This is a genomic window from Chroococcidiopsis sp. CCNUC1, from assembly GCF_023546805.1.
Classification (GTDB): Bacteria; Cyanobacteriota; Cyanobacteriia; order Cyanobacteriales; family Chroococcidiopsidaceae; genus Chroococcidiopsis; species Chroococcidiopsis thermalis.
The window spans coordinates 31421-51004 of the sequence record NZ_CP097482.1 but is presented as its reverse complement, the minus strand read 5'-3'; the positions used below and the strand labels follow the sequence as shown (position 1 = coordinate 51004).

The window sequence follows — 19584 nt, the reverse complement described above, 5'->3', positions numbered from 1 at the left end:
GCACACCGTTCATTTTTGAATCAATGTTACCTGAAGTCGGGATAAAGGATGTTGAGCAGTTGAATTACGCAGCAGAGGATGAAGCGATCGCGACCCGCTCCACAGCAGAAGCTCACCCAGATTGATGATTTACCACACCTATATTCCGCGATCGCCCCTATTGCAGTTTGTGTCATTTTTCTGGTCGAGCGAAGGTGACGATCTACCGCAGGCACAAGTCCGCTTGCTGCCAATCGGAGCGATGGAAATCGTCATTAACCTACGCCAAGGCGCGATCGCTCTCTACGATCGCCACAGTTGCGCCGAATGCGGTAGTACTAGTAGTAGTCGGCTGAGCGGCATCCATTCCGAAAACTGCATTATCGATCGCCATAGCCAAGTTGCCGTTATCGGTCTGCGTTTCAAGCCAGGTGGTAGCCAAGCATTCTTCTCTCTGCCCGCCGGAGAATTGCACAATCGAATTGTCTCATTGGATGATTTGTGGAATTGCCGTGCCGCAGAGTTACGCGAACGCCTGCTCGAAGCTCCGAGTGGAGAAACTCGTTTCTTGGTTTTAGAACGCTTCCTTTTGAGCCAGATGCTGGAACCGCCCAAACAGCAGCTAGCGGTGAATTTTGCCTTACGCAAATTTGGTCAATTTCCCACACCCACAGTTAACTCGGTCATCGACCAAATTGGTTTTAGTACTCGTCATTTCGGACAACTTTTTCGCGATCGCGTGGGGCTGACACCCAAGCTGTTTTGTCGAGTTCGACGCTGGCGGCAAGTTCTTTACTTGTTAGATGGGAAAGATCGCGTCGATTGGATCGGTCTAGCTCATAGCTGTGGCTACTTTGACCAGTCACACTTGATTCACGACTTCCATACCTTTGCCGGATGTACTCCCACAGTTTATCTCAAACAACGGGGGCTGCATCCCTGCCATCTGGTGCTACCCAACTAGGTCATTTTTTTACAATCCTTCTGTATCGCTCGTGCGCCATAATGCAAGGTGCTGCAAATGGGGAGATAGCGCCCAATGAATTCATCACAGTTCGTTGTTTCAATTGACAAGAATAGCGATATTCACGCAATTGGTCGCTACATCGAAAATCAGATCGATGAAAACTGGCAAACTCTGCTGCATCAGAATCGAGATAAATTATTAGATGCATTCAACAAAGTTGATGACATGGCATATGGCGCGTATTGCTACAAGCTATTTCGACCGATTCATCAACAGCTTAAACAGGCTGGGTTGTATCCCTCGCCTTGGCTCCCTGGTAATTTCAATAGCTCAAGGGAATGGGGCGCAGACCAAAGCGATCGGCAGCGATGGATGTGGAGTGCGATCGCATCGCAGGAAGGAAAGGCACTAGGAACAATCGTTACGATTATCTTTCACGACCACACCCAGTTTCGCCTTCCCCGTCAACCCCAGGCGATCGCTTTAACAGAAACCAGCAAGGAAGCTGTTGTCGCAACACTGTCAGAGCGTTCTACCGATTTCACAAATGCCCTGGAATTTCAGGTTGAATACGCAGAGTACCTGCAAAGCTTAGAAAATCGAAAGCGCAGTTAGACGCTACCGATAGCTAGTTGCATCAGCAGGTTTACCAACATCTGCTACTTCACGAATGTAGCGCCAAGCATCAGGCTGCGAGCCATCCACGTCTGTAAAGCCATAGAAGTGCGCCAGTTGACCGCTCGATAGCGACTGACCGTTCCAGCGAGCCATGTCCGGATCTTGAGCAAGACTCGCAACGGCACGACCGATATAGCGGGGAGTTTCAGAAATAACGAAGTGCGGTTCTTTTGCTGTTGCATCCTGCCAGTTAGCTTCGCTCACACCAAAACCATCCAACATGATTTCCGATCGCAACCAGCCTGGAGTCAATGCCACAGCCGTACATTGATGCGGTTGCAACTCTTGCGCCAGCGCCCAAGCCATGCGGATGACCGATGTTTTTGCCAGATCGTAAAACAGTGAGAGTCGATAGTTTTTGTCGTTGTATTCTGCCGTGCCATCCGTAATCTCGACCACCAGTCCGCCTGGATTTTGAATTAACAGCGGTAGCGCAAAGTGACTGGTGATGATATGCGTGTCGATCGCCAGTCTCAGCATCCGCAATCCCCGATCTAGGGAAAGCTCCCACACGGGCTTGTTGAACTCCGCCAAATATTCTCCGCCAATATCGTTCACCAAAATATCCAATCGCCCTTGCTCGCTGTCAATGCGTGCCACCAGAGCTTGAACTTGTGTTGGATCGAGATGATCGACGGGAACCGCAATTCCTCGACCCCCTGCTCGATCCACCAGGTCTGCTGTTTCTTCAATAGTTTCAGGACGATTGTATTCGGAGCGTCGCTCGCGAGTGGTTCGACCTGTGACATAGACAGTTGCACCAGCCGCACCGAGTTCGGTGGCGACACCGCGACCCGCACCGCGTGTTGCTCCAGCTACTAGGGCGACTTTGCAAGGATTCAATTGCATCGAATTCTCCTTCAGCTATTCAAGGATTGAGAAATGCGATCGCGTGAAATGATGGGCTGCCCAACGCGGCAATATAGTTCGATTGTACTATAGACGATGGGAGCTACCGCTCGGCGAAATTTATCTTAAGAATAAGAATAAAGACACGCGCTCAGATGATTTCCCGCTTCGATGGAAATGTCAATGGGTAAAATCGAGTTGCCATGTAGCCTAAAGAGTTTCACCCGATCGAGAAGACAATCTCTTCCGGTCTGCATACAATAGACAACAAATGTATTTGCCAGTCATAACTTTACCCTTCACTTCAATGATTTTTCCTCCCTGGTAAGCTTCTAGATCGCGCTCCAATCCGCAATTCGCCTTACAGCTAAGGCGAAGAGTTTGTTCGTGGATTCCCCCTCCTAAAGCCAACGTTGTGAAGAGATTGCGTTGGCGTTCAAATTTTCAGGATGGGAGAATTCTACGATGCCATTAGATACTAAGAACAAAACGATCGGGACTGTAATTGGATTAACGATTATCTTCCTAGCGATCGAGCTATTAGACGAGCTAGTGGATGGAGTGCTGCGGCTTATCCGGCACTCCGCAATGACTTGCATCTTGACTACGAGCAAGTCGGACTGTTGCTGACAATACCCAATATTATCAGTAGCCTGATAGAGCCAGTTTTAGGAATTTGGGGAGATCTCGGTCAGCGACGGCAATTGATTTTGGGGGGAGGCATTGGTTTTGCGATCGCGCTACTACTGGTTTCCTTCAGTCATCACTTTTTCTGGCTACTAGCTGCATTTGTGCTGTTTTATCCAGCATCCGGCTGTTTTATCAGTCTTTCCCAGGCGACGCTAATGGACATCGAACCGACGCACCACGAGCAGAATATGGCGCGTTGGGCAATGGCTGGTTCTCTTGGAAATGTGCTGGGATCTTTGGCAATAGCTGCGGCGATCGCATTCGGTCAAAGTTGGCGGAGTGTATTTTTCATCTTGGCGATACTGACGATACTACTTGTAGTCATGTTGTGGAAGCATCCGTTTTCAACTGAGAGCGCATCTTCTCCAATCGAACGACCCTTACTAAGCTTTAAAAATGGTGTCTGTCGTGCGATCGAGGCATTAAAACGACGCAACGTAGTGCGTTGGTTAATTTTATTACAATTTTCCGATTTGATGTTGGATGTTTTGAGTGGCTTTTTGGCACTGTATTTTGTTGATGTCGTCGGTACAAGCAACACGCAGGCAAGTTTTGCGATCGCAATTTGGTTAGGGTTCGGCTTGCTGGGAGATTTTCTGCTGATTCCCTTACTCGAACGGGTACGGGGATTAAATTATTTGAAATTTAGTGCTGCGATCGTTTTGTGTCTATACCCAGCTTTTTTGGTTGTACCCAATTTCAATATCAAATTGATTGTGCTTGGCTTTTTGGGTCTGCTGAATTCTGGTTGGTATTCAATTCTTCAGGGGAGATTGTATATGGCAATGCCACGACAGAGTGGCACAGTGATGACGCTCAACAACCTGGCTAATTTAGTAGGCGGTTTAACACCGCTAATACTAGGTTGGCTTGCTCAAGAGTATGGCTTACAACCTACAATGTGGATTTTACTAGCATCCCCGATCGCCTTACTAATTGGGCTTCGTTGAATTCCTTACCCCTGCCAGCGTTGCATTCATTCGATTCGTTACCCTGAAGATAGGGATTCGCACAGGTGTTTAACTCGATATGGTTAGTCCCCTGCTAGTGACCAAGTTGCATTAAGTTGGAGGTGAATAATCGGACTGGGGCAGTGACGAGGGCTAGAGAGTTAAAAATTTTGCAGTAGAGGGTACGCTCGTAGAGCCAATCGGTGAGTTGGCAATCCGCAATCTGCCGTTAAAATTACTTATCGTGGATGTAGAAGCGGTTGAGGTGAAGCAATGGATACCCCCCGAAGCGATCGCGAGATTGTCAAGCAGGTGATTCAACGGTACGCCCAGTTCAAACCGTCGCATGGAGATATCCGACTCGATCCGGTATTTGACGAAACTCAAAACCGCTATGCCCTGATGCAAGTCGGCTGGGATCGAGGACGACGGGTAAGGGGAAATTTAATCTATGTCACACTCCAAGACGATCGGGTTTGGATAGAGTATGACGGTATGGAACAAGGAATTACGGATGACTTGATTGCAGCAGGTATTCCTCCAGAGCGAATTGTGCTGGCATTTTTACCTGAGTCACAAACTGCTGGCTTAAACTTTGGTGGTGAGTGATTGTTCTCTCTGCTTGAAAGACATCAGGTGGCAAGTTGCTTAACTTCATAAACTTCTAAATTAATCGCGAAAAACTTAAAAAGTTAACTATCCCTACAAAAGACAAAATTTTAGCAACCTATCCTTTCGGCTAGTGAACTCAAGCGGGCGATCGCGCCACACTGGATCGGATAGAGACTTCTGCATTTAGGGGGTTTGACAATGGACAAGCAAATTGTTCATCTGTTTGTGTTTAATACTCTTGCGGATTGGGAAACAGGTTTTGCCATTGCTGGAATCAACAATCCAGCATTTCAAAAACATCCCAGACGCTACCGCGTGCAAACGGTTGGCTTAGATGCTGAACCCGTCATGACAATTGGGGGAGTAACTATTCTGCCCGATCTCACCCTTGACGAATTGGAAAGCAGCGCCATGCTGATTCTACCAGGAGGTGAGGCGTGGGATGCAGGTAAAAACGCTCCGATCCTGGAGTCAGCAAAAGCCTTGCTAGAAGCCGATATCCCTATTGCGGCGATTTGTGGCGCGACCGCAGGCTTGGCGCGTGCTGGCATTTTGGATGACAAACCCCATACCAGCAATGCCCCAGAGTATTTACAAGCTACAAACTATCGGGGTGCAACATTGTATCAAAACCAACCTGCTGTCACGGCTGGTAACGTCATTACGGCTAGCTCAACTGCTCCACTTGATTTTGCCTACCATATCTTCAAACAGCTCGATCTGTATGATGCTCAAATTCTAGAAGCCTGGTACGGACTCTTCAAGACGGGTGATGTCTCGTACTATGCCACCTTACAAAAACTAGCAGCCTCATCCACCGCATAGCTGGAGGAAAAAATGAAAGCAATTGTACGGAAACATTTTCAAGCAGAACTTGGCAAAGCAAAAATATCTATTGCCGAACAAGATTTTGAAACTGCATGGACAGCCCTGCAACGCGCTCACATGCTGGGACAAAAGGATGCAATTCCTCATGCGATCAGCCACTGGAATATGCTCAAACTTGCCTGGAGACAACGAGATTTTCCAGAAGTTGCCGGTCAGATCGTGCCAACACTTCTAGCAATCCCGTTGACATTTTTGTTTGGGAAAACGAGAACTTTTAGAGGTGGCAAAGCCAATGTTAATAACTCAGAAAAAATGTCTATCCCAGAAGATATTCAACAAATTCTAGATCGATAGTGTTACATCCAGTTAGCAGTTATCCTCTGTTTGTTTGTTGCGGTCACTGGTCACTGTAAAACTGGTCACTGATTTAAAAACTATCCTTTCAACTATCCATTCGATTAGGGATGAATTTGAATTTGACAGCGACTCTGAAAGTAAAGCCGCAGATCGATGAGGTCTCGCAATGGAATGGACGATTGGATGGTGGCAAGTCTCGGTTCAACGAGTTTATCCCACAACCACGCAACTATCTCAAACCTACAACAGAGCTGCTGACTGGTGGCATCAGCATCTTCGTCTTTTAGGTTATAGCCATGCTTACCGACAGTTATGGCGAAAGCTATTGAACGCCAACATCTTGCCTTCTGGAAAAGACAACTTGACCGTTTGTGATTGCGGTATCGGCACAGCAGCTTTTAGTCTCGCATTTGCTCAAACTATTAGTGCCACAGTACATATTACTGGAGTCGATCTTTCATCCAAAATGCTCGACAGGGCGCATCAACAACTGAGTCAGGCAAATATTCGTCATCAAATCTGTCAAAGCGACGTCAATATGTTGCCATTTGCAGATAATTCCTTTGATGCTGTCATCAGCGCCCATATGCTCGAACACTTGCCTAACCCAGCACGGGGATTACAAGAAATAGTCAGAGTTTTGCGTCCTGGCGCACCCTTGATTCTTGTCGTGACTCAATCTGGACTATTAGGTTGGTCGATCGGGTGGCATTGGGGAAATCGTTGTTTTCGTCAGCCAGAACTCTTGGCGATCGTGCGTGATGCAGGGCTGACTCACCTCCAGTTCTTTTCTTTTCCGATTGGGCTGGCTCGCTTCACCAGCTTTGCTTGTGTAGGATTTAGGAGGATTGATGATGCCCAACGTGAAATCTAACCATCTAGTCATGATATTTCCCTTACGTGGTGAATGGGTAGCGATAAACCTCCTGCGAGCATGGTAGGGGAAGGTGAGATTTAATCTCATAGCTGGATTGTATAGCTATGAGCTTTGCTGATCTAAACAAGCTATCCTGAATACGATCGAGCAGATGCCCCAGCAATAACCGAGCGAGGTATTGCAATACACCCAACCTCTACTCCCAAAACCTTTTCAAGTTAAACTATGAATTAGGGAATATTAGTTATTTCAGTAGAAATGCCGCAGTAATTCTCTGGAGCGGAAAGACACAATATGACTGTGACTACTGCTAAATGGACACTAGAAGACTATCATTGCATGATTGAAGTTGGTCTTTTAGAGGATCGCCACGTTGAGTTATTGAACGGAGAAATCGTTGAAATGCCCCCAGAGGGTCCAGAACACGCCTACCTTGGGGATGAAGTTGGCAAATATTTAAGGGATCTTTTAGGCGATCGCGCTCAAGTCCGCGAAGGTCATCCTGTGACATTGCCGAACGACTCAGAGCCAGAACCAGATCTTGCTATTGTTAAACCCCTTGGGCAAACTTACCGCCAACACCATCCCTACGTCGAAGATGTTTTTTGGCTGATTGAGTATGCTAACACTAGCCTCAACAAAGATTTAGATGCCAAGCGAAAAACTTACGCCACAACAGAGATCCAAGAATACTGGGTTGTGGACTTGAAGCATCGACAGCTCAAGGTGTTTCGCACACCTAGCGAGGGTGACTACACATTAGAAGAAACTCTCATAGCGGGAGAAATCAGCCCAATGACATTTCCTGACGTTGTAATTTCAGTACCATTATTGTTCGGCGGCTGCAACCCTGTAGCAGACCCTCTCATCTAATCCACGACATCTTCGGATCGGCGCAAGGGTTAGTTCCGTTTTGTGTTGCATTCGCGGCTGAGCAGCAGCCCTAGGTGAACGTTCTTCGACTTGGAGGAGCCTTGTATGGCAAGCGACGATCGCAGCGATAAGGCAGAGACAGGCATGATGCCGGAAGTCGCTAACTCTGGGATCGTGCGACCGCCTTTTGTCTACCTGGGCGCGATCGCCTTGGGTCTGTTGCTGCATTTCGCCTGGTCAGTGCCTCTGGTGTCTCGTGCCGTGAGCGTGCCACTTGGGGGCACTGTAGTGCTTGTCGCCGTCGCGCTGTTTCTCTGGGCTGTTCGCACGTTTCAAACTGCTGGCACGCCCGTTCCAGGCAATCGTCCCACCACGATGATCGTACACACGGGACCCTATCGTTGGAGCCGCAATCCCATCTATCTGTCTTTCTCACTGCTCCAACTTGGAGTCGGACTCTGGGTCAACAGTCTCTGGCTACTCGTTACCCTCATTCCAGCATTGGCGCTGATGTCGTTTGTAGTTATCCCGCGAGAGGAGCACTACCTGGAGAGCTGCTTCCCGTCGGACTACTTGCCCTATAAGGCTTCTGTACGCCGCTGGTTATAGACAGCCGCCGAGCAAGGACATGGAGCTGACACGCAGGAGCGCACATCTCATTACTGGTGTGCTTGTACGGGATCGCAGCATATGTCATAAACTGCTTCCATTGCACTTAACACTTGCTTTTGCCTTAGGGTGAACCAAGGTCGGCGGCAGAGAAATTCGATTTGCGCCTCATCAATCGGATCGAGCTGACACTCCATCAGTCGCCTAATACGCTCGTAAATTTCCCTGACTTCTGCTTGAGTCTGTTGTGAATCAATCGGTTTCATATTTTCCTGTTTCACTTCCAAAGCTCCGTCATATACTGCTGCTTTTACAGTCAAGCGGTTTTCTACCTCAATGGCGATCGCCCAGCAGCCATTATATTTTTTTTCATCTCCTATCAAACGTTGCAGGAAGAAAACTTCACCTTCAAAGCAGTAATCAGAAGCTAAATGGATAGACTTGTGTTTAATTTTTTCCACTACACTCCTGACAATACGACCAGTGGGGATTTTACCTTCAGCTTGTTTAACAGCTTGTTGCCATACTTGCCGTTGTTGTTCTGGTTCCAAGTTAACCAAATCCCGCACCTGGCGCTCGCTAGTTGGTAGAACTTGTCTTTCCACGATCGGTGCGCGCTCTTGTGTACCATTGGTACATAGATTATTGGTTTCACTATTTTTTGTATCACTGATATGCAGATCGCTGGTTTCACTGTTTTGTGTACCATTGGTACACAAATTTTCAAAGACGATTGCCGCTTCAATTAGCTGGTAAGGACGGCGGCGAGTATATCCAAAGCGGGCATAGCAATATTCCTCAAAAGACCGATGAGTGCTTCTATATAGCCTTTGCTCTTTAAGTTCCCTCAGAGCTACCCCTGCTTCAAAAAATGCTCTTTCTACCTTTAACTCTAACCGATGTCGTTCTCGCTCCTCGTCAGGAGTCAATTCCTCCAAGACTTGGACTGGAGCAGGAGTAGCTTCAATCCCTGCATTCAACATTGGCGTAAACCTTTGGTTAATTTGTAACAAACCATAGAGATCTCCAGCTAGTTTTAGGCAAGAGCAATATTCTCTATCGCATTAGCTATCTCGACATTTGATAAAGAAATTTCATCGCCACTAGGAGCAAGAAACATCCAGCATTCTTCCGGCGTGCCTATGCAAGCCACCCAAACAAATTTACACCCCTCGACTATCTTCCAACCAGTGGTACGATCGCTCGTCAACTGCGTCACCTGTCGAATTGTAAAAGTTAGCCGTTCCAGAGCAGCCCTAAGTAACTTTTCTGGCAGCCAAAAGAGTTGATTCAAAGCATGAAAATTAGAACATAGATAAGTTTTCAGCAGACTAGCAATCCACTTGCGTTGTTCGGAAGTCATCTGTCTGGCGGCTTTTGTCAATTTTCTTGGATTGCGATCGACTATCTGCACCAACTCTACCCAAGTAGTGCATTGCAGAATCGTCGTTGCTAGCTCTCGTGCAGCGAGTAAACCTTGGACTTGAGCTGGCGAAGGTTGGGCAGTTGGGATTGAATTAAAGCGATCGCTAACTATTTCTATTTCAGATTGCATCCCAGTAGAATCACACGCGATCGCCACAGCAGGAACGGATGCCTCCACATTCCGAGCGATTGCCCGTTCGCTATCCGGCTCGCTGCTACTCGCCTCGTTCACTAAGTTCTTTGGAGGAGCGCTTTGAGTCTGCGAACCATTCATACCGTTGCAATTGACATCTGCATTCAATTGCCCAGTCGAAAGGTTTGTCACTGGTGACACTTCATTTTGAGGTGGCGCTTGCAACTGTTGTGTTTGCGTGGTTTCAAGAAATGTCTCTACTGTCACCAGCTCTGTTCCATTAACATCTGACTGGGGTGCATTCACCGTGCCAGCAACGAAACGCACGACGCGCCCGCTCTTGTGCACGATTCCCTTTCCCATCGCTTCTAATTTGTAATACAAGTCAATCGTGTAGGCAGCAACATTTCGCCCGATCTCTTTGGCACGGCGTTGTAGTGCCTTGATATTACGATAAGCATCCCGCACTGCTAACCCATCGGGAGAAGTTGCAGCCAGATCCCAAATCTTGGTCAAGACAGAACTGATGGAATCGCTGTCTGTTGCTGAGTGCTGCACTATCTGGAAAGTAGAGCGGTAGTAGCGGCAGAAATCTACAGCACGATTTAACGTGTCTAACTGAATTTCGTGTCGCGGACGCTGTGGCTCGTGATAGCACTCGATAATATGCAGCGCCAGCGCAATTCGCAGTAACTGCCCTGGTAGTTTCCGCATCCAAGCGCGAATTGCTGGTGTTTCGGCTAATTCTGCCTGTTGCCCGATCTGCTCGTAAACTGTACCGTAACGAGCATCAGCAGCAGGTGAGAGTTTAACTATCCCCGCTGGAAATTGAGTGTCTATCCAACGGTAAAATAGGGGTAGTTGCTCAGCTAATCGGCAGCATCCTTCCACTCTTTTAGCTGGTTGCACTTTTGGCAGTGCAAATAGAAACCGCGCTTGCAGCCCTTGAGCATCGTCAGGGTCTTGAAAGATTTTGCGAAATACACCTGGTTGGAGTCCACCAGATATGCTCAGGCGAGATGAAGCTAGATAGTAACTATCTTCATGCATGACCCGATCTACTGGGGCAGAAGCACCGTCCCACATTGGTAAAAGGCATTCTAATCCTTCACCTTCGCCTTTTGTAGTAAACTGACCTAAAGATTTGAATAGTCCTGCTATTTCGTCCCTCGCCCACAGAGAACCATTTTCGCCTTGCTCTGACAAGCGTTTCATCACTGCCTGAATCGTGGCAACTTCAAATAGAAACTTACGTTCGGGCATTGGAGCTGCTGACTCATCAGCATTATCTTTTTTATGTTGAGATTGCTTGTACTCTTGCCACTCAGTTTTGAAACGGTTGTATTCCTGTTCTTGCCAAGCTTTTAAGGGAGAAAGGATCAACCCCTCAGCTCTGCTTTTTCCCGTGCCAGATTCCGCTACAGAACAAGTCCAAGCGATCGCCGGAATTTTGTGGGAACCGACATCGAGAACGTTTTTCTTTCCTACTAAAGACAAAATTGCACATAGCAAGTACTGCCACAGCATAATTGGGTCGATATTTAGCACGCGCCCGTCATGGAGTAGGTCTTCTGCTAGGTGTGGCAAAGTTAGTTGGAAATCTAGCTTGTAGTCTTTCCATTGAATGAATCGGTCGAGCTGCTGTTCGTCCTGCGGCATCACCTCCTCAGATGGGATGCGCTGGGATGCCACCAATTGCCAAAATGCACTTTTGGAAATCCCCGATCGCTGTTGCAGGGCATCGAGATGAGCTTGTTCTTCCCACTGGGGCAATCCTTTGGCTAAAAGCTTGGTGACACTGGTGACAGTGGTTGAAAGAACTGTAGGGTCTAGGTTTAACTCGTCACTGCCACTGGAACTGTCACTGGTGACACTGCGAATTCGATCTAGCTCTGACTGCAACTCTTCCATAGATGAAGTCAGATTATTTCCTTTTTTCGCCAACTGACCCATCCGATCGATGCGATTGAGCAGAAGGTGACGATGGTATTGTTCTAGAAGTAGACTGGCGTACTGTTTGATATTTCCAGAGTGAACCATGCGTCCCAGAATCAGTGCTAGCTTGGTTCGTCCCCCGATTGACTCCAAAGCTCCCTGCTCCGATAGCCGGAAAGTTACTGCTAGTAAGTCGGGTTGTAAGCTAGAGCGGTGCAATTCCAGCATCACCATAAAAATTTTCCGGTGAGCGGAAACAGAGAACGCTTGTATAGATAAACCCTCTACCGCCGCGATCGCATTCGGATCGAGCAGAATTGCCCCTAAAATGTTTTCTTCTAGCTCAACAGCTTGCAGGGGTACGAGAGGAGCAGGATGAAAGTCAATGCTGGCAATCATAACAGCACCTCGCCAGCCAATGCAGAGGAGCGAAGAGATACTGCAACTAGCCACTGGCTCGAATAGCTGTAGCCAATAAAATTTTTATTTTGTTGTGAAAAGTACTTGTCAAATGCCATGCGAAAACGGCACAATGTAGCCATGTGAAACATCATGTCTTAACCCCCATAGGTAAGCAATTTTGGGTTGAGATTTTCCGGTAGCTATTGGTAAGGTCTGTGTCACCAGTCCTTACCACGAAGCTCCGGCAATTTTATTTGGTTTGGCAAAGCTAGCAGTAACTTGGTTATCTGCTTCATTCCACTTTTACGTCGAAGCTGGAAAGTCTCTCCAGTACCGCCGGAAGATCAATAATAATTTCCGAGAAGTTAATCGACTACAGTAATTTTGCTGTCAACCTCCTGTTGAGTTGCGACAAGGTGCAATACGTGTATGTAAGGAGAGACTAGCACTGATACGACTGAACCTCAAGGGGGTTAAAACAGCTATACGCCGGAGTTACAGGTGGTAAATACGCCGGAGTTACAGGTAAAAACATACGCCGGAGTTACAGGTGAATTGAGATGACATACGCCGGAGTTACAGGTAAAGTAACATCCGAAACATTTCCTTTTTGGCTCTGAAAGACTTATGTGATGATATTTTGCGGCAGTAGAACTGCAAAAACTATACGCCGGAGTTACAGGTCAAAAACATACGCCGGAGTTACAGGTGAATTGAGATGACATACGCCGGAGTTACAGGTAAAAACATACGCCGGAGTTACAGGTAAAGGCTCAAAAAACATACGCCGGAGTTACAGGTAAGCCGCCTTAGCCTCAAATCGAGAAGTGCTGGACGCACTCTCTTGCAATATCTTGAGGAGATAGAAAGCAAAATATTAAGAATTCTTGCGATAATTTGTGGTGTTGGGTGCATATAGAAAAGTTAGAGCTATTGGAGTATAAGAAAAGTTAGAGCTAAAGGTGCCGTACACAGGTGAACGAGAAGAACGAAGAAACAGCATTTCCAGTGGATGGGCAACTGCTAATGATATTGCCTAGAGCAGGTGCTTCTGTCAAAAATCCTGACGTGCGCCTACCCGTATTGCGTTCTGATGCAGATGGTTACTACATAGAGATGAAGGTCGAAGCTGATGCCACAGATGCGAGTGAAGTGGCGTTGACTCGTCGCGTACCTTTGGAAGACCTTTCCGCTGAAGAATGGGAAGAGTTAAAACAGCAGTATTCTAAGCTAGATTTCAAATCTTGCATTGATGAGGGAATTCATAAAGGACTAGAGAAAATCCAAGACCGTAGGATTCAGCGGTTGTTCATGGCACTGCTCACCTTTCTCAACCCCAGGCAAGTATCGATCGTGCTGTACCTCTACAAGCAGGCAGCGAGGCAGGGAAATGGACCAATAGTGTCATTTCGCTCTAACGATTTGCTAGAAAGTTTAGGTTACACCCGTACAAAAGAGGGCGGATTTGCTTCCAAGCTGCGATCGCAACTCAACCAAGATTTAGTAACCCTACATCGAACTGAATTGATTTTAGCTCAGTCACTTAGAAAAGGAGATAATGTTGGTGCTAAAGTAACTATCAAAAGCGTTTTACGAATTAAAGATTATGAAATAGATAGCGTACCGCGCAACTTCGATTTGATTCAAGCCGCTGACTATACTTACGAATTAGCAGATGCTTATACAGTTTCGCTTGAATTTTTCGAGGGTCCGAGTCGCACAGGAGAATACGTACTTTTTGCTAATAGTTTAAATATTAGTCAAAAGCTAGGTAGCAATGCCAAAAACGATTACAAAACAAAGCTTTTAGTTTATCTTGCTAGTAGAATGAAGTGGGATAAACTGCAAGATGGCAAGTACTTGACAATCTCCAAGCATTACATACTTAAAAATTTAGACTTGTTAGGCAGCAATCCATCTAGAAATAATCAATTATTGTGGCGAACGGTAGAAGAATTGAAACGGGAAGAATATATATTTGGAGCGCAAGAATTACCAGGAAAGAGAAAAGCAATTAATATCCAATTTCAAATTAATACTGATAAGATACGCTCTTGATAACTTCTAATATTTGATTAAGATTAAACCAGAAAGATGAAGTTTAACGGCTGCCAAGCGATCGCTGCCGAACTGAGGCAAAGGCAGTATTATATTTGTTTCAAACTTAAGAAAGTTTGCAGAAGTTTTCTAAATATATCGCAAATATTACATATAAAAAATAGTTCTTTGTATATTTTGAAAATAGCAAATAATTACCTTATGCAAATGTTCCTATTGTGTAGAATTTTAATGAACTACCCCGTCCGCTTGCGGCAGGGTAGTTCATTGCTGGGCTACGATCCAGCAACATTTCACGCGACCAAATCTGAGTGGATTGAGAGTTTGCATCCTGACGACAGAGAATCAGTGGTTGCAGTTTACGATGCTTGTATTACTGGAGAAGTCCCCAACTATCAAGCAGAGTATCGCCATCGTACCCGGGATGGTCAGTGGAAATGGATTCTTGCTGTCGGCAAAATTGTTACCTGGAATGAATCCGGTGAACCCATCCGAGCGTTGGGAGTTGTTACGGATATCGACGATCGCAAGCGTGCCGAAGAAGCTTCGATTTTAGAAGAACGCAACCGCATGGCACGCGAAATTCATGATACGTTAGCTCAGACGTTTACAGGCATTCTGGCTCAGGTCGGTGCGGTAAACCAGGTACTAGCGGATGATTTAGAAGCAGCTCAGGCACATCTAGACCTGATCAAAGAATTGGCGCGAACTGGACTGACTGAAGCGCGGCGATCGGTGATTGCACTCCGTCCTCAGCTTTTGGAGGAAGGCAGTTTGCAAAGCGCTCTTCATCGTCTCGTGACTCAAATCAGAGCGGCTGCAAATGATACCACTTTGTATTATGAGGTCAAGGGGACAGCGTATGCTCTACCGCCTGAAGTCGAGAGTAACTTACTGCGGATTGGACAGGAAGCCTTGACCAATGCGATTAGACACGCCAATGCGGACGAAATTCGAGTGGAGCTAATCTACGAGTCCGATCGGTTTTTGTTGCGCGTGAAAGACAATGGGCAGGGCTTTGGGGTTGGAAGTATTCCGTCCTCTAATGGCTTTGGCTTACTCGGCATGAGCGAACGGGCAGAGCGCATCAACGCCCAACTGACGATCGCAAGTCAACCTGGACAAGGCACAGAAATTATTGTCACTGTCTGTCGGGAGTAACATGATGAGCCAAGCGATTCAGGTTTTGATTGCAGACGATCATGCTATTTTTCGACAAGGACTAGCGACGATTATTAGCCGTGACTCCGATATGAAGGTAGTTGCTCAAGCCGAAAATGGGCAACAAGCAATCGACTTGTTTCGGAAACACCAACCCGATGTCACATTGATGGATCTAAGAATGCCTGAAGTGGAGGGAGTTGCTGCCATTGGTGCAATTTGTGCGATCGCTAAATCTGCTCGAATTATTGTCCTGACTACCTATGATAGTGACGAAGATATCTATCGGGGATTGCAGGCAGGCGCAAAAGGATATCTGTTGAAAGAAACTGAACCTGACGAGCTTCTGAATGCTATTCGTACCGTTCATCGGGGTCAGAAGTATATTCCGCCTGATGTGGGAGCAAAGTTGGTACAGCGCCTCAGCAACCCAGAACTGAGTGAAAGAGAACTGGCGGTACTTCGCTCGCTGGCACAGGGAATGAGTAATGCCGATATTGCGGCGGCTTTGAGTATCGGTGAAGGCACGGTTAAATCTCATGTCAATCGGATTTTGAATAAGTTAGATGTGAGCGACCGCACTCAAGCTGTGATTGTTGCCGTTAAACGCGGCATTGTCTGCTTGTAGAACTTTTGATCGAGTTCGAATTCTAACTTAAGTTATAGCTAGCCTTCTATTCTAGGAAGGAGCAATTGCTCAATCAAATTATAGTGTAAAAGTTTTAACTCACTGTAGACGACAACTAAAAGTCAATTGCTTATATTGAATTCATGTGGATTGAGCAAGTGAATTGCAAGGTTCCATGTTTGATGCAGATGTAGAAAGATGATCGACGACCATAGTTCCAGTTCTTTAGTTGTGCCAGCTTCAACGCAAGATCGCATTCAAGGTGTGCTAAGTGCCGCTGTGGTGTTAGTGATGTATGGAGACTATCAATGCCCCAGAAGTGCAGCCGTTTACAAGCTGATTAAAGTCATTCGGCAAGAGCTTACGGTTTCCTTTGGAGAGGATGATTTATGTTTTATCTTCCGTCATTTTCCGCAAGCACAGATTCATCCTCATGCTCAACGGGCAGCCCAAGCCGCTGAAGCCGCCGCTGCCCAAGGACAGTTTTGGTCAATGCACGACACCCTGTTTGCCCATCAACAGAAGTTAGAAAATGGTTATCTCGTAGAGTACGCCAACGATTTAGGGTTTGATATCCCTCAATTTCTCAAAGACTTATCTAAACAAGTGCATATCGATCGCATCAATGAAGATATTGCAGGCGGAATACACAGTGGAATAACGGCTGCTCCAGTCCTATTTATCAATAACATTCGATATACCGGACGCTGGAGAATAACAGAGTTGATGGCTGCCATTGTTGCTACAAGTCACTAAGCTCTTCTCATAACTCATCAACGTTAGTAATAGACGAAAGCAGTTTTGTTATTTCATTGAGGGTAGTTCTATGACGCATTTACTAGTACAAAGCAGAAATGATTCTGAGCATGAAGGTACACCTCAGACTGATTCTCTTCGCGACTCTTCGGTGAATCATGCCCTGATTGCAATCGCGCAAGAAGTTGCTGAGTTGCTAAGACAACTTTACCCGACACAAACTGATGAAATGAAATTAAAACAGGAGAAGCAGAATGATACTGCAAGATAAAGTGGCGTTGGTCACCGGAGGTACATCGGGAATTGGTAGAACAACGGCGATCGCTTATGCCCGACAACAAGCAAAGGTGGTTGTGGTGGGTCGTCGAATGGATGAAGGTGAAGAAACAGTTCGATCGATCAAAGAAGCTGGCGGAGAGGCGATTTTTGTGCAAGCAGATATCGCGAAAGAAGCCGATGTTGAAGCAATGGTTGATAAAGCGGTTGGCGTTTTTGGTCGGTTAGATATTGCCTTTAATAATGCAGAAGTTGTCGGCGAAAATCCCTCACTGATTGAGCAAACAGAAGCTGAATACGATCGCACGATGAATGTCAATGTCAAAGGCGTTTGGTTGTCGATGAAATATGAAATCGCTCAGATGTTGAAACAGGGAAGTGGTGCGATCGTCAATACATCATCTGGGGCTGGAGTCGTTGCAGTTCCTACCCAATCCCTCTACACCGCGAGTAAACATGCGGTAGTAGGCTTAACAAAAGCTGCTGCGCTCCAATATGCCAAAGCCGGTATTCGCATCAATGTCGTTGCACCAGCAGCAATCGAAACAGATATGTTTGAAGCAGCTACAGGTGGGCAGGATGAAGTCAAAGCTTACATGGCAGAACTTGGAATGCCTCTTGATGTTGCAAATGCAGTCCTGTTTTTATCATCTGACATGGCATCGTTCATAACAGGTGAAACGTTGATGATAGATGGTGGGTATCTAGCGCAGTAGGCAATCGGCAGTGCGACACGTTGCGACCAAGTCGCGATCGACCTGCATAATCCACGCGTTCCTCGACAGCACGATCGGTTCCACGCTGCGTCTTGAAGGGGATTGCACAAGAATCTGACAAAACACCTTAAGAATCTGAAAGAAGCCGAGCATTAGGAGTCATTACACTCAAACTATGAAAATAGTAGGTAGGAAGCAAAAACACATTCTTCGCGATCGGGGACACTCCATAAAACTCTATCATATGCCCGGTGCTTGTTCGCTGGCCGATCTCATCGTCCTCGAATGGATTGGTGTGCCGCACGAAATCGTCAGGATGAGCCTTGAAAGCATTAAGTCACCAGACTACCTCGCCATCAACGCGAATGGCACGGTGCCGTTGCTGGAGCACGGCGACTTTTCACTCACCGAAAACGTCGCTATCCTCGGCTATCTCGCCGACCTATATCCAGAGGCGCGGCTGCTTGGCGACGGCACACCGCACGATCGTGCTGAGGTAATGCGCTGGCTCGGCTTCCTCAATTCCGACGTACATATGACGTTCAAGCCGATCTTCATGCCGACCCGTTTCCTGCAAAACCAAGCTTTCGCAGGCGCGATCGCAGATACCGTCCGCATCCGCGTGCGTACATACCTTGAGCGGCTCGATGCCCGACTCGACGGACGAAACTGGCTCACTGGCGAACGATCGATTGCCGATCCCTACCTGTTCGTCATTCTGCGCTGGGCGATCGACACTTAGGTTGGACTACAAGGCTTTGAGAACCTGTCACGATTTGTAGACCGCATGAATCTCGATGCTGGTGTGCGTGCCGCACTGGCTACCGAAGCAGAATTAAAGCCATCTTAGAGGCGGCAAACGCGGCGATCGCTGCATGACAATTGTGATGCAACAGACAAAAACACATCAATTTACAACGGAGAAACCTCTCATGCCTTACATTACCGTCGATCGAGAAAATTCTGCAACGATCGATCTCTACTACGAAGATCTGGGGACAGGTCAACCGATTGTTCTGATTCATGGATTTCCCCTCAACGGTCATTCCTGGGAAAAGCAGGTCTTAGTGCTGCTAAATGCAGGGTATCGAGTCATTACTTACGATCGCCGAGGCTTTGGTGCTTCCAGCCAACCCTCGTTTGGCTATGACTACGATACGTTTGCAGCAGATTTGAACGCGCTGATGACCAAACTCGACTTGCATGATGCTGTGCTAGTCGGCTTCTCAATGGGAACAGGCGAAGTCACACGTTATCTTGGCAAGTATGGCTCAGAACGAGTGCGGAAAGCCGTGCTGATGGCTCCAGTGCCGCCTTTCTTGCTGAAAACCGATGATAATCCCGAAGGTGTCGATCGAAGCGTTTTCGATGGCATTATGAAAGCGATCGTTGAAGATCGCCCAGCCTATTTCTCTACGTTCTTCAAAGAGTTCTTCAATGTAGATGTGTTGCTGGGCGATCGCATCAGCAATGAAGCAATTCAAGCCAGTTGGAATGTGGCAGCAGGGGCTTCTGCGAAAGGGACTTTGGACTGTGTACCGTCCTGGCTGACTGATTTCCGCGACGATCTACCCCGCATTGATGTACCAACGCTGATCGTTCATGGCGATGCCGATCGCATTTTGCCACTTGAGTCCACCGCAGCCAGACTTCCGAAGCTGATTAAAAACAGTCAACTTGTGGTCATTCCTGGCGGACCACACGCCATCAACTGGACTCATGCCGATCAAGTGAATCCTGTCTTGCTTGACTTCCTCAAGAAAAACTAATCCAAAACTGGTTCAGATCCAGAGGTGGGAGGAAAAACCTTTTCCCTAAACGGTAA

General features: G+C 47.0%; 19 protein-coding genes and 1 pseudogene. 17 read left to right on the top strand and 3 right to left on the bottom strand.

From position 1 onward, the window contains the following. The first annotated feature begins 124 nt into the window (after positions 1-124). The gene (locus M5J74_RS31290) at positions 125-943 is read left to right on the top strand and encodes a helix-turn-helix domain-containing protein (RefSeq protein ID WP_250017931.1); all 819 of its coding nucleotides are present in this window, start codon (positions 125-127) and stop codon (positions 941-943) included. A gap of 75 nt (positions 944-1018) precedes the next feature. Beyond that, positions 1019-1561, top strand: coding sequence for a DUF6022 family protein (locus tag M5J74_RS31285; RefSeq protein WP_250017930.1), 543 nt, complete (start codon positions 1019-1021; stop codon positions 1559-1561). A gap of 3 nt (positions 1562-1564) precedes the next feature. Here M5J74_RS31285 and M5J74_RS31280 read toward each other — a convergent pair whose 3' ends face one another. Further along, positions 1565-2473, bottom strand: coding sequence for an SDR family oxidoreductase (locus M5J74_RS31280; protein ID WP_106216160.1), 909 nt, complete (start codon positions 2471-2473; stop codon positions 1565-1567). A 593-nt stretch (positions 2474-3066) separates the two neighbouring features. Here M5J74_RS31280 and M5J74_RS31275 point away from each other — a divergent pair. The 7 genes from M5J74_RS31275 (at position 3067) to M5J74_RS31245 (ending at position 8269) form a co-directional block, all read left to right on the top strand. Beyond that, a complete protein-coding gene (locus M5J74_RS31275) occupies positions 3067-4113 on the top strand; it encodes a sugar MFS transporter (RefSeq protein WP_250017929.1) in 1047 nt (348 codons plus the stop codon). A 273-nt stretch (positions 4114-4386) separates the two neighbouring features. Then, positions 4387-4722: a XisI protein gene (locus tag M5J74_RS31270; RefSeq protein WP_106216159.1), complete on the top strand. Its 336-nt coding sequence runs from the start codon at positions 4387-4389 to the stop codon at positions 4720-4722. Between the two features lie 201 nt (positions 4723-4923). Further along, on the top strand, positions 4924-5550 hold the full coding sequence (locus tag M5J74_RS31265) for a type 1 glutamine amidotransferase family protein (RefSeq protein ID WP_106216158.1): 627 nt from the start codon (positions 4924-4926) through the stop codon (positions 5548-5550). Positions 5551-5562: 12 nt separating this feature from the next. After that, positions 5563-5907 (top strand): DUF3703 domain-containing protein, encoded by a 345-nt coding sequence (locus tag M5J74_RS31260; RefSeq protein WP_250017928.1) that lies wholly within the window; start codon positions 5563-5565, stop codon positions 5905-5907. A 169-nt stretch (positions 5908-6076) separates the two neighbouring features. Next, positions 6077-6784, top strand: a complete 708-nt coding sequence (locus M5J74_RS31255) for a class I SAM-dependent methyltransferase (RefSeq protein WP_106216156.1) — start codon at positions 6077-6079, stop codon at positions 6782-6784. Between the two features lie 297 nt (positions 6785-7081). Further along, positions 7082-7660, top strand: a complete 579-nt coding sequence (locus M5J74_RS31250) for a Uma2 family endonuclease (protein WP_250017926.1) — start codon at positions 7082-7084, stop codon at positions 7658-7660. A 105-nt stretch (positions 7661-7765) separates the two neighbouring features. Further along, on the top strand, positions 7766-8269 hold the full coding sequence (locus M5J74_RS31245) for an isoprenylcysteine carboxylmethyltransferase family protein (RefSeq protein ID WP_106216154.1): 504 nt from the start codon (positions 7766-7768) through the stop codon (positions 8267-8269). A 50-nt stretch (positions 8270-8319) separates the two neighbouring features. Here M5J74_RS31245 and M5J74_RS31240 read toward each other — a convergent pair whose 3' ends face one another. Then, positions 8320-9252 carry a hypothetical protein gene (locus M5J74_RS31240; protein WP_250017924.1) on the bottom strand — a complete coding sequence of 311 codons (933 nt, stop codon included), beginning with the start codon at positions 9250-9252 and terminating at the stop codon, positions 8320-8322. A 53-nt stretch (positions 9253-9305) separates the two neighbouring features. Next, on the bottom strand, positions 9306-12161 hold the full coding sequence (locus M5J74_RS31235) for a DUF3987 domain-containing protein (protein WP_250017923.1): 2856 nt from the start codon (positions 12159-12161) through the stop codon (positions 9306-9308). Positions 12162-13190: 1029 nt separating this feature from the next. Between M5J74_RS31235 and M5J74_RS31230 the strand changes: the two genes are divergently transcribed. The 8 genes and pseudogenes from M5J74_RS31230 (at position 13191) to M5J74_RS31195 (ending at position 19528) form a co-directional block, all read left to right on the top strand. After that, positions 13191-14222 (top strand): hypothetical protein, encoded by a 1032-nt coding sequence (locus M5J74_RS31230; RefSeq protein WP_250018002.1) that lies wholly within the window; start codon positions 13191-13193, stop codon positions 14220-14222. A 267-nt stretch (positions 14223-14489) separates the two neighbouring features. Next, positions 14490-15383, top strand: a pseudogene (locus M5J74_RS31225) (PAS domain-containing protein); the annotation flags it as partial. Positions 15384-15387: 4 nt separating this feature from the next. Beyond that, on the top strand, positions 15388-16011 hold the full coding sequence (locus M5J74_RS31220; RefSeq protein ID WP_250018001.1) for a response regulator transcription factor: 624 nt from the start codon (positions 15388-15390) through the stop codon (positions 16009-16011). A gap of 198 nt (positions 16012-16209) precedes the next feature. Continuing rightward, entirely contained in the window at positions 16210-16767 is a 558-nt protein-coding gene (locus M5J74_RS31215; protein WP_250017921.1) for a DsbA family protein, read from the top strand. Positions 16768-16837: 70 nt separating this feature from the next. After that, positions 16838-17038: a hypothetical protein gene (locus tag M5J74_RS31210; protein ID WP_250017919.1), complete on the top strand. Its 201-nt coding sequence runs from the start codon at positions 16838-16840 to the stop codon at positions 17036-17038. Further along, a complete protein-coding gene (locus M5J74_RS31205; RefSeq protein ID WP_250017917.1) occupies positions 17022-17759 on the top strand; it encodes an SDR family oxidoreductase in 738 nt (245 codons plus the stop codon). Before M5J74_RS31210 ends, M5J74_RS31205 begins: the two co-directional genes overlap by 17 nt. Positions 17760-17934: 175 nt before the next feature. After that, entirely contained in the window at positions 17935-18501 is a 567-nt protein-coding gene (locus M5J74_RS31200; protein ID WP_371934130.1) for a glutathione S-transferase family protein, read from the top strand. Between the two features lie 190 nt (positions 18502-18691). After that, positions 18692-19528 (top strand): alpha/beta fold hydrolase, encoded by an 837-nt coding sequence (locus M5J74_RS31195; RefSeq protein WP_250017916.1) that lies wholly within the window; start codon positions 18692-18694, stop codon positions 19526-19528. Positions 19529-19584: the final 56 nt, after the last annotated feature.

Coding starts and splice junctions, on each gene's coding strand:
- M5J74_RS31290 (WP_250017931.1), top strand. CDS start 125: ATGATTTACCACACCTATATTCCGCGATCGCCCCTATTGCAGTTTGTG.
- M5J74_RS31285 (WP_250017930.1), top strand. CDS start 1,019: ATGAATTCATCACAGTTCGTTGTTTCAATTGACAAGAATAGCGATATT.
- M5J74_RS31280 (WP_106216160.1), bottom strand. CDS start 2,473: ATGCAATTGAATCCTTGCAAAGTCGCCCTAGTAGCTGGAGCAACACGC.
- M5J74_RS31270 (WP_106216159.1), top strand. CDS start 4,387: ATGGATACCCCCCGAAGCGATCGCGAGATTGTCAAGCAGGTGATTCAA.
- M5J74_RS31265 (WP_106216158.1), top strand. CDS start 4,924: ATGGACAAGCAAATTGTTCATCTGTTTGTGTTTAATACTCTTGCGGAT.
- M5J74_RS31260 (WP_250017928.1), top strand. CDS start 5,563: ATGAAAGCAATTGTACGGAAACATTTTCAAGCAGAACTTGGCAAAGCA.
- M5J74_RS31255 (WP_106216156.1), top strand. CDS start 6,077: ATGGAATGGACGATTGGATGGTGGCAAGTCTCGGTTCAACGAGTTTAT.
- M5J74_RS31250 (WP_250017926.1), top strand. CDS start 7,082: ATGACTGTGACTACTGCTAAATGGACACTAGAAGACTATCATTGCATG.
- M5J74_RS31245 (WP_106216154.1), top strand. CDS start 7,766: ATGGCAAGCGACGATCGCAGCGATAAGGCAGAGACAGGCATGATGCCG.
- M5J74_RS31240 (WP_250017924.1), bottom strand. CDS start 9,252: ATGTTGAATGCAGGGATTGAAGCTACTCCTGCTCCAGTCCAAGTCTTG.
- M5J74_RS31235 (WP_250017923.1), bottom strand. CDS start 12,161: ATGATTGCCAGCATTGACTTTCATCCTGCTCCTCTCGTACCCCTGCAA.
- M5J74_RS31230 (WP_250018002.1), top strand. CDS start 13,191: ATGATATTGCCTAGAGCAGGTGCTTCTGTCAAAAATCCTGACGTGCGC.
- M5J74_RS31220 (WP_250018001.1), top strand. CDS start 15,388: ATGAGCCAAGCGATTCAGGTTTTGATTGCAGACGATCATGCTATTTTT.
- M5J74_RS31215 (WP_250017921.1), top strand. CDS start 16,210: ATGATCGACGACCATAGTTCCAGTTCTTTAGTTGTGCCAGCTTCAACG.
- M5J74_RS31210 (WP_250017919.1), top strand. CDS start 16,838: ATGACGCATTTACTAGTACAAAGCAGAAATGATTCTGAGCATGAAGGT.
- M5J74_RS31205 (WP_250017917.1), top strand. CDS start 17,022: ATGATACTGCAAGATAAAGTGGCGTTGGTCACCGGAGGTACATCGGGA.
- M5J74_RS31200 (WP_371934130.1), top strand. CDS start 17,935: ATGAAAATAGTAGGTAGGAAGCAAAAACACATTCTTCGCGATCGGGGA.
- M5J74_RS31195 (WP_250017916.1), top strand. CDS start 18,692: ATGCCTTACATTACCGTCGATCGAGAAAATTCTGCAACGATCGATCTC.